General features: G+C 66.0%; 16 protein-coding genes. 10 read left to right on the top strand and 6 right to left on the bottom strand.

The annotated features are described in order from the left end of the window. Positions 1–129 precede the first annotated feature (129 nt). From rpmH to AX769_RS04150, 10 genes are all read left to right on the top strand, one after another. Entirely contained in the window at positions 130–267 is a 138-nt protein-coding gene (gene rpmH, locus AX769_RS04195) for a 50S ribosomal protein L34 (RefSeq protein ID WP_066276312.1), read from the top strand. A gap of 29 nt (positions 268–296) precedes the next feature. Next, positions 297–677 (top strand): ribonuclease P protein component, encoded by a 381-nt coding sequence (locus tag AX769_RS04190; RefSeq protein ID WP_066276310.1) that lies wholly within the window; start codon positions 297–299, stop codon positions 675–677. A gap of 38 nt (positions 678–715) precedes the next feature. Then, on the top strand, positions 716–1,054 hold the full coding sequence (yidD, locus tag AX769_RS04185; RefSeq protein WP_082764007.1) for a membrane protein insertion efficiency factor YidD: 339 nt from the start codon (positions 716–718) through the stop codon (positions 1,052–1,054). Positions 1,055–1,058: 4 nt separating this feature from the next. Next, positions 1,059–2,051 carry a membrane protein insertase YidC gene (gene yidC / locus AX769_RS04180; RefSeq protein ID WP_066276308.1) on the top strand — a complete coding sequence of 331 codons (993 nt, stop codon included), beginning with the start codon at positions 1,059–1,061 and terminating at the stop codon, positions 2,049–2,051. Between the two features lie 4 nt (positions 2,052–2,055). Continuing rightward, entirely contained in the window at positions 2,056–2,697 is a 642-nt protein-coding gene (locus AX769_RS04175; protein ID WP_082763477.1) for a R3H domain-containing nucleic acid-binding protein, read from the top strand. 36 nt (positions 2,698–2,733) lie between these two features. Then, the gene (gene rsmG, locus AX769_RS04170) at positions 2,734–3,372 is read left to right on the top strand and encodes a 16S rRNA (guanine(527)-N(7))-methyltransferase RsmG (protein ID WP_066276306.1); all 639 of its coding nucleotides are present in this window, start codon (positions 2,734–2,736) and stop codon (positions 3,370–3,372) included. A gap of 72 nt (positions 3,373–3,444) precedes the next feature. After that, the gene (locus AX769_RS04165; protein WP_157887772.1) at positions 3,445–4,359 is read left to right on the top strand and encodes a ParA family protein; all 915 of its coding nucleotides are present in this window, start codon (positions 3,445–3,447) and stop codon (positions 4,357–4,359) included. After that, positions 4,359–5,318, top strand: coding sequence for a ParB/RepB/Spo0J family partition protein (locus tag AX769_RS04160; RefSeq protein WP_066276299.1), 960 nt, complete (start codon positions 4,359–4,361; stop codon positions 5,316–5,318). The genes AX769_RS04165 and AX769_RS04160 overlap by 1 nt, the downstream gene beginning before the upstream one ends. An 87-nt stretch (positions 5,319–5,405) precedes the next feature. Next, positions 5,406–6,083: a hypothetical protein gene (locus AX769_RS04155; RefSeq protein WP_157887444.1), complete on the top strand. Its 678-nt coding sequence runs from the start codon at positions 5,406–5,408 to the stop codon at positions 6,081–6,083. A gap of 163 nt (positions 6,084–6,246) precedes the next feature. Beyond that, a complete protein-coding gene (locus AX769_RS04150) occupies positions 6,247–6,795 on the top strand; it encodes a GNAT family N-acetyltransferase (RefSeq protein WP_157887443.1) in 549 nt (182 codons plus the stop codon). Between the two features lie 30 nt (positions 6,796–6,825). Here the strand turns inward: AX769_RS04150 and AX769_RS04145 are convergent, their stop codons facing one another. The 6 genes from AX769_RS04145 to AX769_RS04120 form a co-directional block, all read right to left on the bottom strand. Continuing rightward, entirely contained in the window at positions 6,826–7,800 is a 975-nt protein-coding gene (locus AX769_RS04145) for a D-alanine--D-alanine ligase (RefSeq protein WP_066276289.1), read from the bottom strand. Between the two features lie 93 nt (positions 7,801–7,893). Beyond that, positions 7,894–9,198: a PLP-dependent aminotransferase family protein gene (locus tag AX769_RS04140; protein ID WP_066276287.1), complete on the bottom strand. Its 1,305-nt coding sequence runs from the start codon at positions 9,196–9,198 to the stop codon at positions 7,894–7,896. A 135-nt stretch (positions 9,199–9,333) separates the two neighbouring features. Next, positions 9,334–9,660 carry a thioredoxin gene (gene trxA / locus AX769_RS04135; RefSeq protein WP_066276284.1) on the bottom strand — a complete coding sequence of 109 codons (327 nt, stop codon included), beginning with the start codon at positions 9,658–9,660 and terminating at the stop codon, positions 9,334–9,336. Positions 9,661–9,721: 61 nt separating this feature from the next. Next, positions 9,722–10,705, bottom strand: a complete 984-nt coding sequence (gene trxB, locus AX769_RS04130) for a thioredoxin-disulfide reductase (RefSeq protein ID WP_066276282.1) — start codon at positions 10,703–10,705, stop codon at positions 9,722–9,724. A gap of 144 nt (positions 10,706–10,849) precedes the next feature. Then, the gene (gene murJ / locus AX769_RS04125; RefSeq protein WP_239451936.1) at positions 10,850–12,547 is read right to left on the bottom strand and encodes a murein biosynthesis integral membrane protein MurJ; all 1,698 of its coding nucleotides are present in this window, start codon (positions 12,545–12,547) and stop codon (positions 10,850–10,852) included. Then, complete coding sequence (locus tag AX769_RS04120; protein ID WP_066276281.1) at positions 12,544–14,829, bottom strand: DUF6049 family protein; 2,286 nt, start codon at positions 14,827–14,829, stop codon at positions 12,544–12,546. The genes murJ and AX769_RS04120 overlap by 4 nt, the downstream gene beginning before the upstream one ends. Positions 14,830–14,898: the final 69 nt, after the last annotated feature.

Raw genomic sequence — 14,898 nt, 5'->3', positions numbered from 1 at the left:
CGCAGCCTTCAGCTCGCGTAGTTTTAACCAGTTGATTTCAGCCACCTTTGAGCTGACAAGACTTCTCGGACTGCGGCTCGTGTTTCCAACGCGGCAAGCTCGGTCCCCTTTCCTTCTGGAGACGAAACGATGAGCAAGCGCACCTTCCAGCCGAACAACCGTCGCAAGGCCAAGAAGCACGGCTTCCGCGCCCGCATGCGCACCCGCGCCGGCCGCGCCATCCTCGCCGCTCGCCGTGGCAAGGGCCGCACCGAGCTCTCCGCGTAGCCAGCCCTCTTCGCAGGGTCGAGGCTCTCGTGTTGGCCCGCGCCAACCGCATCGTCCGCGCAGACGACTATCGCAACACCGTGCGTCGTGGCCGCAAGTCGGTCACGGCGCACTGTGTCGTCTACCGGCGGGTTCGTGCCGAGGGCGACGAGGACCGCTTCGGCTTCATCGTGTCGAAGGCCGTCGGCGATGCGGTCACGCGCAACACCGTGCGCCGTCGCCTCAAAGGCGTGGCCCACCAGATCCTGGTCACTGACGCCGCTCGACTCTCCGCGGGATTCTCCCCTGAGAGAACGGACGTCGTGATAAGGGCACTGCCAGCCACTCTCGGAGTTCCTTGGTCTACCCTGCTCGAAGAGGTCTCGACAGCTCTGAACAAGGGCGTGACGGCAGGAGGTGAGAGTCGGTGATCCATCTGCTCTACACGCTTGCGCTGATCCCCCGAAACATGTGCGTCGCGATCCTGCGGGTCTACCGGGCGGTCATCTCGCCTCTGTACGGTGACGTCTGCCGCTACTACCCGAGTTGCTCGCGCTATGCCCTCGAGGCGATCCAGCAGCACGGCGCAGTCAAGGGCATCGCTCTGGGTCTCTGGCGCATCGTGCGCTGCAACCCCTGGGCGAAGGGCGGAATCGACGACGTGCCTCACACTCACCACCACCGTTACACGGTCACAGCCCACGGCTTCGTGACTGCGAGACCTGAACTCGCCGCCGGCACCGAACTCGCCGGCAGCCCGGTTCTTGCTACCAGCCCTGTGCAGCTGCACAGCCCCAGGAAGGCCTGACCCCATGCTTGATTTCATCGGCACGATCCTCTACCCCATCCGCTGGGTGGTGGAGGCGATCCTGGTGTTCTGGCACTGGGTGCTCGTCTCGGTCGGCATGTCGTCCACCTCGGGTCTCACCTGGGTGCTCGCGATCGTTCTGCTGACGATCATCGTCCGGATCTGCCTCATCCCCATCTTCGTGCGCCAGATCAAGAATCAGCGCCGCATGATGGAGGTAGCGCCACAGCTGAAGAAGATCCAGGACAAGTACAAGGGCAAGAAAGACCAGTTCTCTCGCGAGGCCATGTCGCGCGAGACCATGGCCCTCTACAAAGAGACCGGCACCAATCCGCTCTCGTCGTGTCTGCCGCTTCTCATCCAGATGCCGGTGTTCTTCAGCCTCTACACCGTTCTGCACAACGCTCAGACCGGCAAGGTCGGCATCGGCCTCCTCAACAAGGCCCTCTCGCATTCGTTCGCCAACGCGAGCCTCTTCGGTGCTCCGCTGCACGAGACCTTCACGCACTCCGACGCCATCCAGGTCAAGCTCATCGCCGGCGCGATGATCATCCTGATGACCGCCTCGCAGTTCTACACACAGCTGCAGCTGACCTCGAAGAACATGTCGCCCGAGACCAAGGCGAGCCCGATGTTTCGGCAGCAGCGCATGCTCCTCTACGTGCTCCCGCTGGTCTTCCTCTTCTCAGGTCTGAACTTCCCTCTCGGCGTCATGTTCTACTGGCTGACCTCGAACTTCTGGACCATGGGCCAGCAGTACATGGTGATCCGCAACAGCCCGACACCGGGCAGCGACGCGGCACTCGCCCGCGAGGCCAGACTCGCGAAGAAGCACCAGGAGCGCGAGGCGCGTGGCAAGAACAACCCGATCACCAGCGGCCCCGGCCTCACCTCGTTGACCGAAGTGGCTGTGACCGAGGCCGAGGCGCCGAAGCGCGTCACGACGCAGCGCGTGCAGCCGGTCGGCAAGAACCGCTCCAAAAAGCAAGGCAGGTAGCCAGATGTCTCTCACCCCGAGGGCCGACACCCCGCGCACCGACGACGACGAATCGACTGGATCGCAGGATCTCGTCGAGTCGCCCGCCACTCCCGACCAGGGGTCAGCAGCGGCGCGGGTCGACCAGGCTGAGGGCGCGGACCTCGACGAGGGCACTGATCTCGACGAGGGCGCGGATCTCGACGAGGGCGCGGATCTCGACGAGGGCGACATCGCCGCCGACTACATCGAAGAGCTGCTCGACATCCTCGATCTCGACGGCGACATCGACATCGAGACGCGTGGCGGCCGGTCGTACATCTCGGTCGACTCGTCGGGCGAGAACGACCTTCACCTGCTTTCGAAGCCGGACACCGTCACGGCTCTTCAAGAGCTCACGCGCATCGCGGTGCAGACCCGCACCGGCGAATTCTCACGGCTGATCCTCGACGTCGGTGGCTCACGGGCCACGCGTGAGCAGGAGCTCACGGCTCTCGTCGACCGAGCCGTTGCCAAGCTCGACGAAGGCGCCACGGCGGCCTCGCTGCCTCCGATGTCTTCGTACGAACGCAAGCTCGTGCACGACATCGTCGCCTCGCGTGGTGACTTCTCGTCGGAGTCCGAGGGTGAAGGGCGCGACCGTCACACTGTTGTCACCCGCGCCTAGTTCGTATTTCATGTATCACTTGGTCGAGGTTGTTCGATGACGGATGCCGTCGGCGTGCTCGAAGAGGAACCCCCGGCCGCCGCGTCCCTCTTCGGCGACAGGATCGACGTCGTCCGGCAGTACACACGTGATCTGGCGAAGTACGGCGAAGAGCTCGGCCTGATCGGGCCTCTCGAGCTCCCGCGGCTATGGACTCGCCACGTGATCAACAGCGGCCTGTTGGCTCCGCTGTTGGTCGCTGGTCGTGTCGGTGACATCGGCTCGGGGGCCGGCCTTCCCGGTCTCGTGCTGGCGGCTGCACGACCAGACACGCACCTCATCCTGATCGAGCCCATGGAGCGTCGCACCGACTGGCTGCGAACCGAAGCCGATCGGCTCGGCCTCACCAATGTGGAGATCGTTCGTGCGCGTGCCGAGGAGGCGACGATCTCGCCGTATCTCGACCAGGTCACCGCGCGTGCGGTCAGTGCTCTGTCGAAGCTCATCCCGATCGCTGCGCCGCTCGTCAGGACGGGCGGCCAGGTGCTCTTCCTCAAGGGTGCACGGGTGACCGAGGAGGTGATCGCGGCGCGGAAGGCGATCGCTAGAAACCACCTCGTCGATGGCGAGGTGCTCGAGCTCGGTGTCGGCTTCGTCGAAGAAACCACGCGCGTCTTTCGGGCTACAGTTGACTGACTCGCGGCGCTGACCCTGAGGCCGTCCTGGCCTCCGATCAGTCCGTTTCACGTGAAACATTGCGATGCGGAGATTCATCGGGTGACTACAGCTTCTGACGGTTACGACGCGACGACGCCCCTGGCTCGTGAGCTGGCCGACCTTTCTCGCCGCCGAGAGGCTCTGGCAGTCGATACACTTCCCAAGCCGTCGCGCACTCGCGTCATCACCGTCTCGAACCAGAAGGGCGGGGTGGGCAAGACCACCTCGACGGTCAACCTGTCGGCGGCATTGGCACGCAATGGTGCTCGTGTGCTGGTAATTGATCTCGATCCTCAGGGCAATGCGTCAACTGCGCTGGGTGTCGAACACCGAGCCGAGACGGCCAGTGTCTACGATGTCGTGGTCGGTGAGTCGGCGATTGCCGATGTGATCCAGAAGAGCCCGGAGTTCGACGAGCTGTACTGCGTCCCCTCGACCATTCACCTGGCCGGCGCCGAAATCGAGCTCGTCTCTCTCGTGGCTCGCGAGCAGCGACTCCGAACTGCGCTCGACACCTTCCTCTCAGCTACCGAGGCTGCGTCCAATCGATTCGACTACGTCTTCGTTGACTGCCCGCCGTCACTGGGTCTTCTGACGATCAATGCTTTCGTTGCAGCGCAAGAGGTGCTCATCCCCATTCAGTGCGAGTATTACGCGCTCGAGGGCTTGAGTCAGCTTCTACGGAACATTCAATTGATCGAGAAGCACCTGAACCCGGTGCTCAAGGTGTCGAGCATCCTCTTGACCATGTACGACGGCCGCACCAACCTGTCGCAGCAGGTGGCCGCTGACGTCCGCGAGCACTTCCCCGCCGAGGTCCTCCGCACGATGATCCCCCGCTCCGTACGCATCAGCGAGGCGCCCGGCTACGGACAGACCGTCATCAGCTACGACACCAATTCGCCCGGCTCCCTCTCGTATCTCGAGGCGGCTGCCGAGCTTGCACACCGAGGAGCACCCGAATAGTGGCTACGAAGAGAACCGGCCTCGGCCGCGGTATCGGCGCGCTGATCCCTGTCGCCGATGACTCGCAGGATCGGCCCGTCGATGTCTTCTTCCCCGCGCGAACGCAGACGGCGGAAGAACTCGTGGCAGTACCGGGGGCACGCCTGGCAAGTCTCAACCCCCTCGACATCGTGCCAAACGCGCATCAGCCCCGCACGGAGTTCCGTGAGGAGGAGCTCTCCGAGCTGGTGGCATCCATCCGCGAGGTGGGCGTCCTGCAGCCGATCGTGGTGCGTGCAATCAAGGGCGCGGGGGCGGGTCAACCGCAGTACGAGCTGGTCATGGGTGAGCGGCGTCTGCGTGCGACGAAGGAGCTGGGGCTTGCGACGATCCCGGCGGTCGTCAAAGACACCGCCGACGACGCCATGCTGCGGGATGCTCTGCTCGAGAACCTGCATCGGGCGCAGTTGAATCCGCTGGAAGAGGCGTCGGCGTACCAGCAACTCCTGGCCGACTTCGCCATCACGCAGGAGGAGCTCGCCTCGCGCATCGGCCGAAGCCGCCCGCAGGTGACGAACACGCTGCGTCTGCTTCGCCTCCCCTCCCCCGTGCAACGGCGGGTCGCCTCGGGCGTCCTCTCGGCCGGCCACGCTCGCGCGATCCTGTCGGTCGTCGACGCGGCCGGCATGGAACGGCTGGCCGACAAGATCGTAAATGAAGACCTGTCGGTGCGCGCGGCCGAGGCTGCTGCTGCTGCCATTACTGCCGCGCCGGGTTCGGGGGCGTCGAAGAAGAGTCCGGCCCCGAGTGCGACGCAGGGTCACCTCAACGAGGTCGCCGAACGGCTAGGCGACAGGTTCGATACTCGCGTGAAAGTGAACCTCGGGGCGCGCAAAGGGTCGATCACCATCGACTTCGCCTCGATCGGCGACCTCAACCGGATCTTGCAAGAAATGGGCCAGGATCCCTACGGTCAGTAGCCCTCTGATCAGGGCATTCGCTGGGATCGTTGCTGTACGGCGATCTGACGTGGTCCCTGTGGGTTGGCGACTCCGCCGAGTGCCCTCGTGAGGGGAGATCGCGCGCTTCTTTCGACCGATCCTGAACTTCCACGACTTTTAGCCCATGGCTGGGTCGCGATCGCTGAGTCGTTTGGTGCCCGGCTGCACCTGGACCCTGTGTGCGGGTTGCTCAGCGAGGAGACGAGCACCGTCATCGCCAACCTGCGCAGTGCGGTCTCCTCCCCCGGGGTCTGGGAGTACTCGATCGTCGAGCTTGATCTGCCATGGTCACAACAGGTCAGGATGCTGGATGCCCAGACGGTCGACGACTATCCGGGTGAGGCCGATGCGACGCGTCACGCGCGCCTCAGTGAAGATGCGCTCGTCGGGCTGTTCGGTTCCTCCAGGCTGTTCGGCGCTCTGACCGTGGCGCCCGAAGCATCGACCGCAACGGGAGGTGGTGGCCGAGGCGAGTTGATTGCGTTCTCATCCGTTCGCTCCGTGGGGGACGGTGTCATCGAGACCGACTTCACTGCTGTCCACCGGGATCACCGAAGAAAAGGCCTTGCTGCTGCGCTGAAGGCGGCGTCCGTCCTCGCTGCGTGGACCGATGGTCATCAGGAGTTCCGCACGGGTGGGTCTCGTCGTAATGAAGGCATCCGGGCGGTCAATCGGCGGCTGGGCTACGTCGAGACAGAGCGCTGGATCACTCTGCGAGACCCGAATGTAGCGGTGGCTGACTGACGCTGTTCTCAGCCGGGGAGATTGTTTCACGTGAAACATCGACCCGCGCCGGCCCTGGCAGTAGTCAAGCCAGTGGCTGCGTCACGAAGATCTGCGGGAGACTGAACCAATGCGACATGCACCTCTGGCCGTGACTACCGCGCGCCTTCGCCTGGATCCCCTTTTGCCCAGTGATGTCGAGGACGTCTTCCGTATCTACTCTGACCCCGCAACTTGGAAGCACAGCCCTCACGATCGGTTTACAAGCAGAGAGCAGGCGGTTCGGCTGGTCGGCAATTCGCAGCGAAGCCATGGCTCCTTGGGGCTGGGCACCTGGGCGATTCGCCTCGGAGACGCGGGCTTAGACGCACGCCTTACGGAGGAGACGTTTGTCGGGACCGGCGGTGCGCTCTTCTACGAAGAGCCGGGGATCTGGAATCTAGGCTACCGGTTGGCTCCCGAGGCGTGGGGGCGGGGATTCGGCACTGAACTGGCTGAGGCAGCCGTCGTAGCTGCGGGACAAGTCGCTCCTCACATTCCGGTGACTGCCCGGGTTCTCACGAACAATCCGCGTTCCGTTCGCGTGCTGGAGAAGGTAGGGCTGAAGCTGCTCTGGGAGGGCCCGACAAAAGACGAGAGGCCCGCCGAAGAGAGGACGCCACCGCTGAGGCGGATCTATGCGGACCGTCGACTACCGGCGCACGCCTTCGACTGGCTCATCGATCACGCCTGAGCATGGTTTCACGTGAAACACTGCGATGGATTACGCGCGGTGGTCGGTGATGGCTTTCTGGGCGAGCTCGGCATAGACCCAACCGAGGTCGTAGCCGGCATTCTCGAGGGCCTGAGGCACGAGTGAAGTCTCGGTGAGGCCCGGCAGCACGTTCACCTCGAGGAACCAGGGGGTGCCGGCGCCATCCACGATGATGTCGACGCGGGATAGGTGACGAAGACCCAGCGCCTCGTGGGCTGTGACGGCGGCGGTGGCTGCAGCGGACGCAACGTCGTCGGCGAGCCGCGCCGGGGTGAAGAATCGCGTCTCCCCCGCGTTGTAGCGAGCCTCGAAGCCGTAGAAGCCAGAGGTGGGGACGATCTCGACAGCCGGCAGCGCTCTGGGGCCGTCGCCCGTGTCGAGCACGCCGATGGCGATCTCAGTGCCGACGATCTTCTGCTCGACGACGACGTCTTCGCAATACGTGTAGGCGTCGACCATCGCGCGCGGCAGTGCCCCCACCTTGTCGACGACGGTGACGCCCTGGGCCGACCCCCCGCGGGCCGGCTTGACGACGACGGGGATCGGGTGCTCGTCGGCGATGGCCTCGAGCACGCTGGCCGCACCGAGCTCACGGAAGGCATCGTGTGACAGCGTGATGCTGCGGGGTGTACGGATACCGGCGCGGGCGACTAGGGCCTTCGCGGTCGGCTTGTCCCAGGCGAGGCGCGCGGCGGTCGATTGTGACCCGACGAACGGAATGTCGATGGCTTCGAGAAGACCACGCAGGGCGCCGTCCTCGCCGCTCGCCCCGTGAAGCGCGGGCCACACGACATCGGGGCGAGTGTCGCGGAGGTGGCCCAGCAGCGTCGCGTCCGGGTCTCGGAGCTCGACGGTCAGACCGTGTTCGATGAGGCTGTCGGCGACACGGCGACCCGACCGCAGGGAGACGTCGCGCTCATGGCTGATGCCGCCGGCGAGGACGGTGACGGTGCGGATCGGCTCGGGAATCAGTGGCGTGGACATCGTGATGGGGCGCTTTCGGTGGAGAGACCAGGATGGAACGGTGCGCGGTCGCGTCAGATCGCCACACAGCCGCAGAAGATCAGAAAGTGCTGATCAGATGGTGTTCGGCGGAGGCGTCGTGACGTTCTGCCTCGTCGGGATCGGCGTGGTGAGCGTCGCCCCCGAGAAGGTGCGCAGCAGATCGAGTTCGCCGTTGATGACCGTGGCCAGTCGGGCGATGCCGGTGCGGATCGACTCGGGAGTCGGGTAGCAGAACGACAGGCGGATGTTTTGGGCCCCCTGGCCGTCGGCATAGAAGGCGGTGCCGGGCGTGTACGCCACGAGCTCTTTCACGGCGCGAGGCAGCATGGCCTTCGAGTCGAGCTCGGTGGGCAGCGTGAGCCAGACGAAGAACCCGCCGTCGGGCTTCGTCCACGACAGCGACGGCAGGTACTCCCCCAGTGCGGCGAGCATCGTGTCGCGGCGCTCTTTGTAGATGCCGCGGAACGTGTCGATCTGACCCTTCCAGTCGGCCTGGTCGAGATACTCGGTGATGACGAACTGGCCGAACGAATTCGGCGAGAGGGTGGCCGATTCGTTGGCGAGGATCAGCTTCTCGCGAATGGCATGCGGGGCGAGCGCCCAGCCGACCCGGAATCCTGGTGCCAGGGTCTTCGAGAACGACCCGAGGTAGATGACCCCCTCGTCGTCGACCGAGCGCATGGCCTGGGGTGCCGGCTTGTCGAACGCGAGCAGGCCATAGGGGTTGTCTTCGAGCACCAGGATGCCGTTCGACCGGCAGATGTCGAGGATCTCAAGACGGCGGGCCCACGTCAGCGTCACACCGGCAGGATTGTGGAAGTTCGGGATCGTGTACAGGAACTTGATCGACCGGCCCTCGGACTTCAGCCGAGCGATCGTCTGACGGAGTGCCTCCGGGTTCAGGCCATCGTCGTCCATGTCGACGTGCGACACCTCCGCCTGGTAGGCGCGGAAGACTCCGAGCGCGCCCACGTAGCTGGGGCTCTCGGCGAGCACGACGTCGCCCGGGTTGATGAAGAGCCGGGTGACGAGGTCGAGGGCCTGCTGGGATCCTGTGGTCACCACGACGTTGTCGGCGCTGCCGCGGATGCCCTCGAGTGCCATGATCTGCATGATGTGCTCGCGGATCGCCGGGGTGCCCTGGCCCGAGCCGTACTGCAGGGCCATCGGGCCGTTGTCGTGCATGACCTTCTCGATCGCGCCCATGACGAGCTCGCGAGGCAGCCCCGAGACGAACGGCATCCCGCCGGCCAGAGAAACGACCTCGGGGCGCGAGGCGACGGCGAACAGGGCTCGCACTTCGGAGGCGCTGAGGCCTGCCGTGCGGTCTGCATAACTGTCGTACCACGGATCGAGGTTGGTGCCCTGGTTGGTCATGGAAGTGCCCTGTTCTGTGAGGGGGTGTCTCGAGGTTATAGGAGCGAAAGGAAAGTGACGGGGTTTTAGCTAGGCGCAGCACAGAGAAAGCCCGCCCAGCGTGGATGCTCGGCGGGCTTTCCGTGTGAGTGGCAGTTACGCCAGGAAGTCCGCCAGGTCGGCCTCGAGGGCCGGCTTGGGCTTGGCGCCGATGATGGTCTTCGCCACCTCGCCGCCCTTGAAGACCTTCATCGCGGGGATGGAGGTGATCTGGTACTTCATGGCCATCTGGGGGTTGTCGTCGACGTTGAGCTTGACGATCTTGATCTTGCCGGTGTTCTCGGACGCGATCTGGTCGAGGATCGGCGAGACGGCGCGACACGGGCCGCACCATTCTGCCCAGAAGTCGACCAGGATCGTCTCGTCGGAGTTGAGGACGTCGGCCTCGAAGCTCGCGTCGGTGACTGCGGTTGCGTTGCTCATGTGTTTCCCCTTTCGTGGAGAGTGGAGTCGGTGAAGCGGATGAAGACGGAGGGCCGGAGCGCTAGGCGCTGACGGTGACGGGCTCGACCGGGTCGGCCCCGACGGCCTGGTCAAGCAGGTCTTTTGGGAGGCCGGCCAGGTAGTGCTCGGCGTCGAGGGCGGCGACGGTGCCGGAGCCGGCAGCCGTGATGGCCTGTCGGTAGGTCACATCGATGACGTCGCCGGCGGCGAACACACCGGGGAGGTTCGTCTTGGAGGAGCGACCCTCGACCGCCACGGTGCCGTCGGTCGTGAGGTCGAGCTGGCCGTGGACGAGGTGGACGCGCGGGTCGTTGCCGATCGCGATGAACAGGCCCTCGAGGTCGAGCGTCGAGGTCGAGCCGTCGACGGTGTCGGTGAGGACGACGCCGCCGGCCTTCTCGTCGCCGGTGATCTCGGTGACCTTCTTGTTCCAGACGAACTCGATCTTGTCGTTCGCGTAGGCACGATCTTGCATGATCTTCGAGGCGCGAAGGCTGTCGCCGCGGTGGATGACGTAGACCTTGGTCGCGAAGCGGGTGAGGAAGGTGGCCTCCTCCATCGCGGAGTCGCCGCCCCCGACGACTGCGATCTCCTTCTGCTTGAAGAAGAAGCCGTCGCACGTGGCGCACCACGAGACGCCGCGGCCGGAGAGGCGCTCTTCGCCCTCGATGCCGAGCTTGCGGTAGGCGGAGCCCGTTGCGAAGATCACAGTGAGTGCTTCTTCGACGGTGCCCGAGCCGAGGGTGACCTTCTTGACCGTGCCGGTGAGATCGACCGAGGTGACGTCGTCGAGCAGGACCTCGGCGCCGAAGCGCTCGGCCTGCTCCTGCATCTTGAACATCAGGTCGGGGCCTTGGAGGCCCTCGGGGAAGCCGGGGAAGTTCTCGATCTCGGTGGTCTTCATGAGCTCACCGCCCGCTTCGACGGACGAGGCGACGACGAGGGGGTTGAGACCGGCGCGGCCCGCGTAGATCGCAGCGGTGTAACCGGCGGGGCCGGAACCGATGATGATGACCTGGCGCATCTGGCACCTTTCGTGAGTGCGATGCCCGGAGTATCCGCGCACCTGAGTCGTGAAACGCATTCTACCGACCGCTTATTCCGCGCTTCATGGGTGCTCCCGGTCGCGACGGCGACGCAGGGCGAGTGGGCCCTAAAGGCGTCAGGATCAGCGACGTCGAAGGCGGCGGAGGACGGGTCGCGTGATCGCCGACAGCTCGGGGATCCGGGCCGCCGTGAGCAGCACGAAGTACACCACCGCCATGACGGCGCCCCCGACGATGATCGTCACGAGAGCCCGGAAAGCACTGTCTTGCCCGAATCCGTGGGGGTTGTAACCACCCATACCGGATACGACAGCCAGACCCACCAGTCCGGCGACGACCGAGAACACCAGGTATTGGACGTGCCGCCGCACGATCCACCGGCCGTCCATGCCGCCCAGGCGCCTCGTGACCATCCGCAGCGCCACGATGGTCTGCGCGATGCCGGCGATCGAGGTCGAGATCGCGATGGCGACCGCGATGTGGTGCGGTGAGACGGCGGCCGCGCAGATGCCCGCCGCGATCACGAAGATGACCGACTGGACGAGCTGCAGGAAGAAGACCGTGCGCTGCTCGTGGAAGGCGAAGAACACCCGCTGCAGGAGGAACAGCATGCTGAAGAAGACGAGGCCCGGCAGATACGCCAGGATCACCGCGGCCATCGCCGTCACGTCGCCGAACTTCACCTCGTAGAAGCGGGCGAACGGGAAGGCCACCACCGCGAGGGCGATGGTCGAGAAGACCAGGAACATGCCGATCGATCGCATCGACTCCGAGAGGTTGTTGCGGACGGCACGGAGGTCTCCGCGATCCGCGTGCGCCGTCATGCTTGTGAAGTAAGCCGTCGCAATCGACACCGTCACGATTCCGTGCGGCAGGAAGAAGATCAGCCACGCCGCTGCGAGCGTGGCGTTGGAGGCGCCCTGATCGCTGCCGAGGGTGGCCACGCGGCTCTGGACGATACCGGCGAGCTGGGTCACCAGGATCAGCGCGAACATCCAGCCCGCCGCCCGGCCGGTGTCGCGGAGGCCTACGCCGCGCCAGCGGAAGTCGGGCTTGAACGAGAGCCCCGCGCGCCGCCAGAAGACGAGGAGGAAGCCCGCCTGGGCTGCCACTCCGAGCGTGGCAGTGCCGGCCAGGATGACGGTCTTGCCGGTCGTCCAGTCGTCGACCAGCGTGTTGCGCGACCCGAACGCCACGACGAACACGACGAGGCCGAGGATCGACACGACGTTGTTGAGCACCGGGGCCCAGGTGAAGGGCCCGAAGATCTGCCTCGCGTTGAGGATCTCGCTGAGCAGCGAATAGACCGCGTAGAAGAAGATCTGCGGCAGGCACCAGTAGGCGAAGGCCGTGGCCAGCGCGATGGCACGAGGGGAGAACCCGTCTCCGCCCGATCCTGCCTGCTGGGCGTAGACATTGACGAGGATGGGTGCGGCGATCGTGGCGATCAGGGTGATGATCGTGAAGGCGACGAGCCCCAGGGTGACGATCTTGTTGATGTAGCGCTGGCCGCCGTCGGGGCCGCGGCTGGCCCGCACGATCTGCGGCACCAGCACGGCGCTGAGCAGACCGCCGGCGACCAGCGCGTAGATCGTGTTGGGCAGCTGGTTCGAGAGGGCGAACGCGTCGGCGACGCCCGAATAGGTCTGACCGATCGCGTAGGCGAGCACGGCCGTCTTCGCGAAACCGAGCACGCGAGAGACGAGCGTGCCGCTGGCGAGGAGGGCACTGGCCCGGCCCAGGCTGCGGGTGCGGACAGGCGCCCGCTCGAGGGCAGGATCCGGCTCCTCGGCCCCCGCATACCCGGCTGCGTCGGTCACGCGTCGGCCTCGACGGAGGTCGGCTCGCCGTCGCCGTCGCCGCCGCCTGTCTTGCCACGCCGGCGCCGCACACTGCGGTAGATGCCGCCGCCGAAGAGCAGGACCACGGCGATGCCGAAGACGAGGGTGATGACGGTCTCCCAACCGGCCTGCACGTTGATCATCACCTGCGACGGCGTCGAGATCGCGATGCCCTGCCGGCTCGACAGGCTGAGCGTCAGTGTGACCTTGCCGTTGGCGACCGACTGCACCGGCACCGTGATGCGCTGCTGCGACTTCGGCTGGATCGTCACCGGCAGGTTGTTCTTCTCGACGGTGAGCGAGTAATTGGACGGAACGACGCGCAGATAGACGGTCGCGGCCGACGCGGTGTCGTTCTGCACGTAGAGCGGCAGCGACGATCGGTCGCCGAGGATGTTGATGGTGCTGCCCTGCACGACCGAGACCTGCGTCGTGGTCGTGGCGACTGCTGATCCTGCCTTGCCGATCTCGGTCGCGAGCCCCGAGGGGTTGCCCGCCCAGGCGGTCGAGGAGAGCGCCAGTGTCTGCAGCCGGAACTTCGCCGTCACGAGCGTCGGCGTGGCCAGGGCGGTCGCGAACTGGTCGAGGGCCATGTCGGATTTGACGAGCGGCATCAACGCGTCGACGCGGCTGTCGGCCGCGGTGCGCGACACGAGGCTGCCCGGCGCCGGGCTGGCGGCGGCTGCGTCGGTGAGGTGGATGCTCTTCGACCAAGTCAGCTTCGACAGGGCGGTGAGCGCCTCGGTGAGCCGCGGCTCGGTCGTCGCCCAGTTGCGATCGAGCGTGGCGAAGAGGGTGACGGCATTGCTCGGGCGCTCGTGCGCGAGAGTGGCGAGCTCGGCCGAGAGCTCGGCCATGTCGGCTGAGAACTCCTCCTCGGTGTTCGCCGAGGCCGAGTCGCGCAGCAGGCCCGACAGGTCGGCGTCGGAGACGATCGCCTTCGTCGACCCGATCGTCGTCGCGGCGTTCGCCCCGTCGCCGCCCGACACCTTGACGTTGGCGCTCGAGAGGATCGTCGTCGTGTCGCCGCTCTTGGCGAAGGCCGCGAGGTCGTCCGACCCGACCGTGTTGTCGAGCGGCCAGGCCACGCCCTTCAGTGTGTAGTCGAATGCGAGCAGCGACTGCGTGGTCGGCACCGACGAGGTCGGAGGGATCGTGGTCGCAGTCGGTGCGGGTGTGGCGGTCTTGGTGGCGGGCGCCGTCGGCTTCGTCGCCGTCTTGGTCGGTGCCGCCGTCTGCCCCGGGGTCGCGGGGGCCAGGTTCGACTCGTAGACCTGCGGGTCGCGAGCCTGCTGCGCCGCGATCTGGGCCGCGAAGTCGATCGGGCCCGGCAGGGTGACCTCGCCGGCCTGTCGCAGGGCCGAGATGTCGGCGTCGGCATACGCGAGGGCGAAGGTCTCATTGGGTGCCGACTCGAGCCTCTGCAGCCAGACGATGGCCGAGGGCGGGGCGTCGTTGCCGAGGATGCGGATCGACGCCAGGATCATCGGATCGATGCCGAGCGCGACTTCGCGGCCTCGCACCGCGTCGAGTTCTTGGGTCAAGACGCCGTCCGTCGACGTGTAGTTCGCGAGGGCCTCGCTCGAGATCAACCCCGTCGTCGACGCCGGCACGGTGATCGGCACGGCGACGGCGAGTTTCGTCGGCGCGAAGCTGACGCCCGGGAAGTAGACGACGCTCGAGTGCTGCTCGGTGAGGGGCGTGTCGTTCACGGCGTAGCGGGCGCCGAAGGCCTTCGCCCCCCAGTCGCTTCCGGTCAGCCCGAGGGTGTCGGGTGGCAGCGTGATCGAGATCGGGCTCGCGGTGGTGCCGGCCGGGATCGCGGGCACCTCGACGCTCGTCAGGTACGAGCCGAGGGCGTCCGTCGTGTCGTTGGCAGGGCGGGCGAACCAGGATTCGATCTGCGAGCGGCTCGAGAAGGTCGCCTTGTCGAGATAGACGGTCGCGACGCCCGCCTCGAGTGCCTGCGAGGTGCCGTTGTGCACGGTGATCGTCGCCGTGAGGGCGCCGTTCGACTTGACGATCCCGTTGTCGCCCGGGGCGAGCGACATCGTGACCGCGGAAGAGGAAGTGGAGGTGGAGACCGGCGTCGCCGGCGTGCCGGAAGCCGTGGTGCCGGGCGCTGTCGCCGTCGACGCGGGCGTCGCGTTCACGCTGCTCGCGACCGGGGTCGTCGCCGCGGTCGCCTCAGTGCCCGGCAGGCCGACGGCAAGAGCGAGGGCGGCCAGGGAGGCGACGGCGAACGCGGACAGAGATCTCATGAGGCATAGCGAGTCTAGGGAATGACGTGCCAGGAACCTGGATGCTGTGCCTGTGGCATGCTGATGCGT

This window comes from Frondihabitans sp. PAMC 28766 (assembly GCF_001577365.1).
Taxonomy (GTDB): Bacteria; Actinomycetota; Actinomycetes; order Actinomycetales; family Microbacteriaceae; genus Frondihabitans.
The sequence above is the reverse complement of the archived record's forward strand: the minus strand, read 5'-3'. Positions and strand labels throughout refer to the sequence as shown.

What these genes read in the sequence shown, in the direction of transcription:
- rpmH (WP_066276312.1), top strand. Translation starts at nt 130, where the DNA reads ATGAGCAAGCGCACCTTCCAGCCGAACAACCGTCGCAAGGCCAAGAAG.
- yidD (WP_082764007.1), top strand. Translation starts at nt 716, where the DNA reads ATGTGCGTCGCGATCCTGCGGGTCTACCGGGCGGTCATCTCGCCTCTG.
- yidC (WP_066276308.1), top strand. Translation starts at nt 1,059, where the DNA reads ATGCTTGATTTCATCGGCACGATCCTCTACCCCATCCGCTGGGTGGTG.
- AX769_RS04175 (WP_082763477.1), top strand. Translation starts at nt 2,056, where the DNA reads ATGTCTCTCACCCCGAGGGCCGACACCCCGCGCACCGACGACGACGAA.
- rsmG (WP_066276306.1), top strand. Translation starts at nt 2,734, where the DNA reads ATGACGGATGCCGTCGGCGTGCTCGAAGAGGAACCCCCGGCCGCCGCG.
- AX769_RS04145 (WP_066276289.1), bottom strand. Translation starts at nt 7,800, where the DNA reads ATGTCCACGCCACTGATTCCCGAGCCGATCCGCACCGTCACCGTCCTC.
- AX769_RS04140 (WP_066276287.1), bottom strand. Translation starts at nt 9,198, where the DNA reads ATGACCAACCAGGGCACCAACCTCGATCCGTGGTACGACAGTTATGCA.
- trxA (WP_066276284.1), bottom strand. Translation starts at nt 9,660, where the DNA reads ATGAGCAACGCAACCGCAGTCACCGACGCGAGCTTCGAGGCCGACGTC.
- trxB (WP_066276282.1), bottom strand. Translation starts at nt 10,705, where the DNA reads ATGCGCCAGGTCATCATCATCGGTTCCGGCCCCGCCGGTTACACCGCT.
- AX769_RS04120 (WP_066276281.1), bottom strand. Translation starts at nt 14,829, where the DNA reads ATGAGATCTCTGTCCGCGTTCGCCGTCGCCTCCCTGGCCGCCCTCGCT.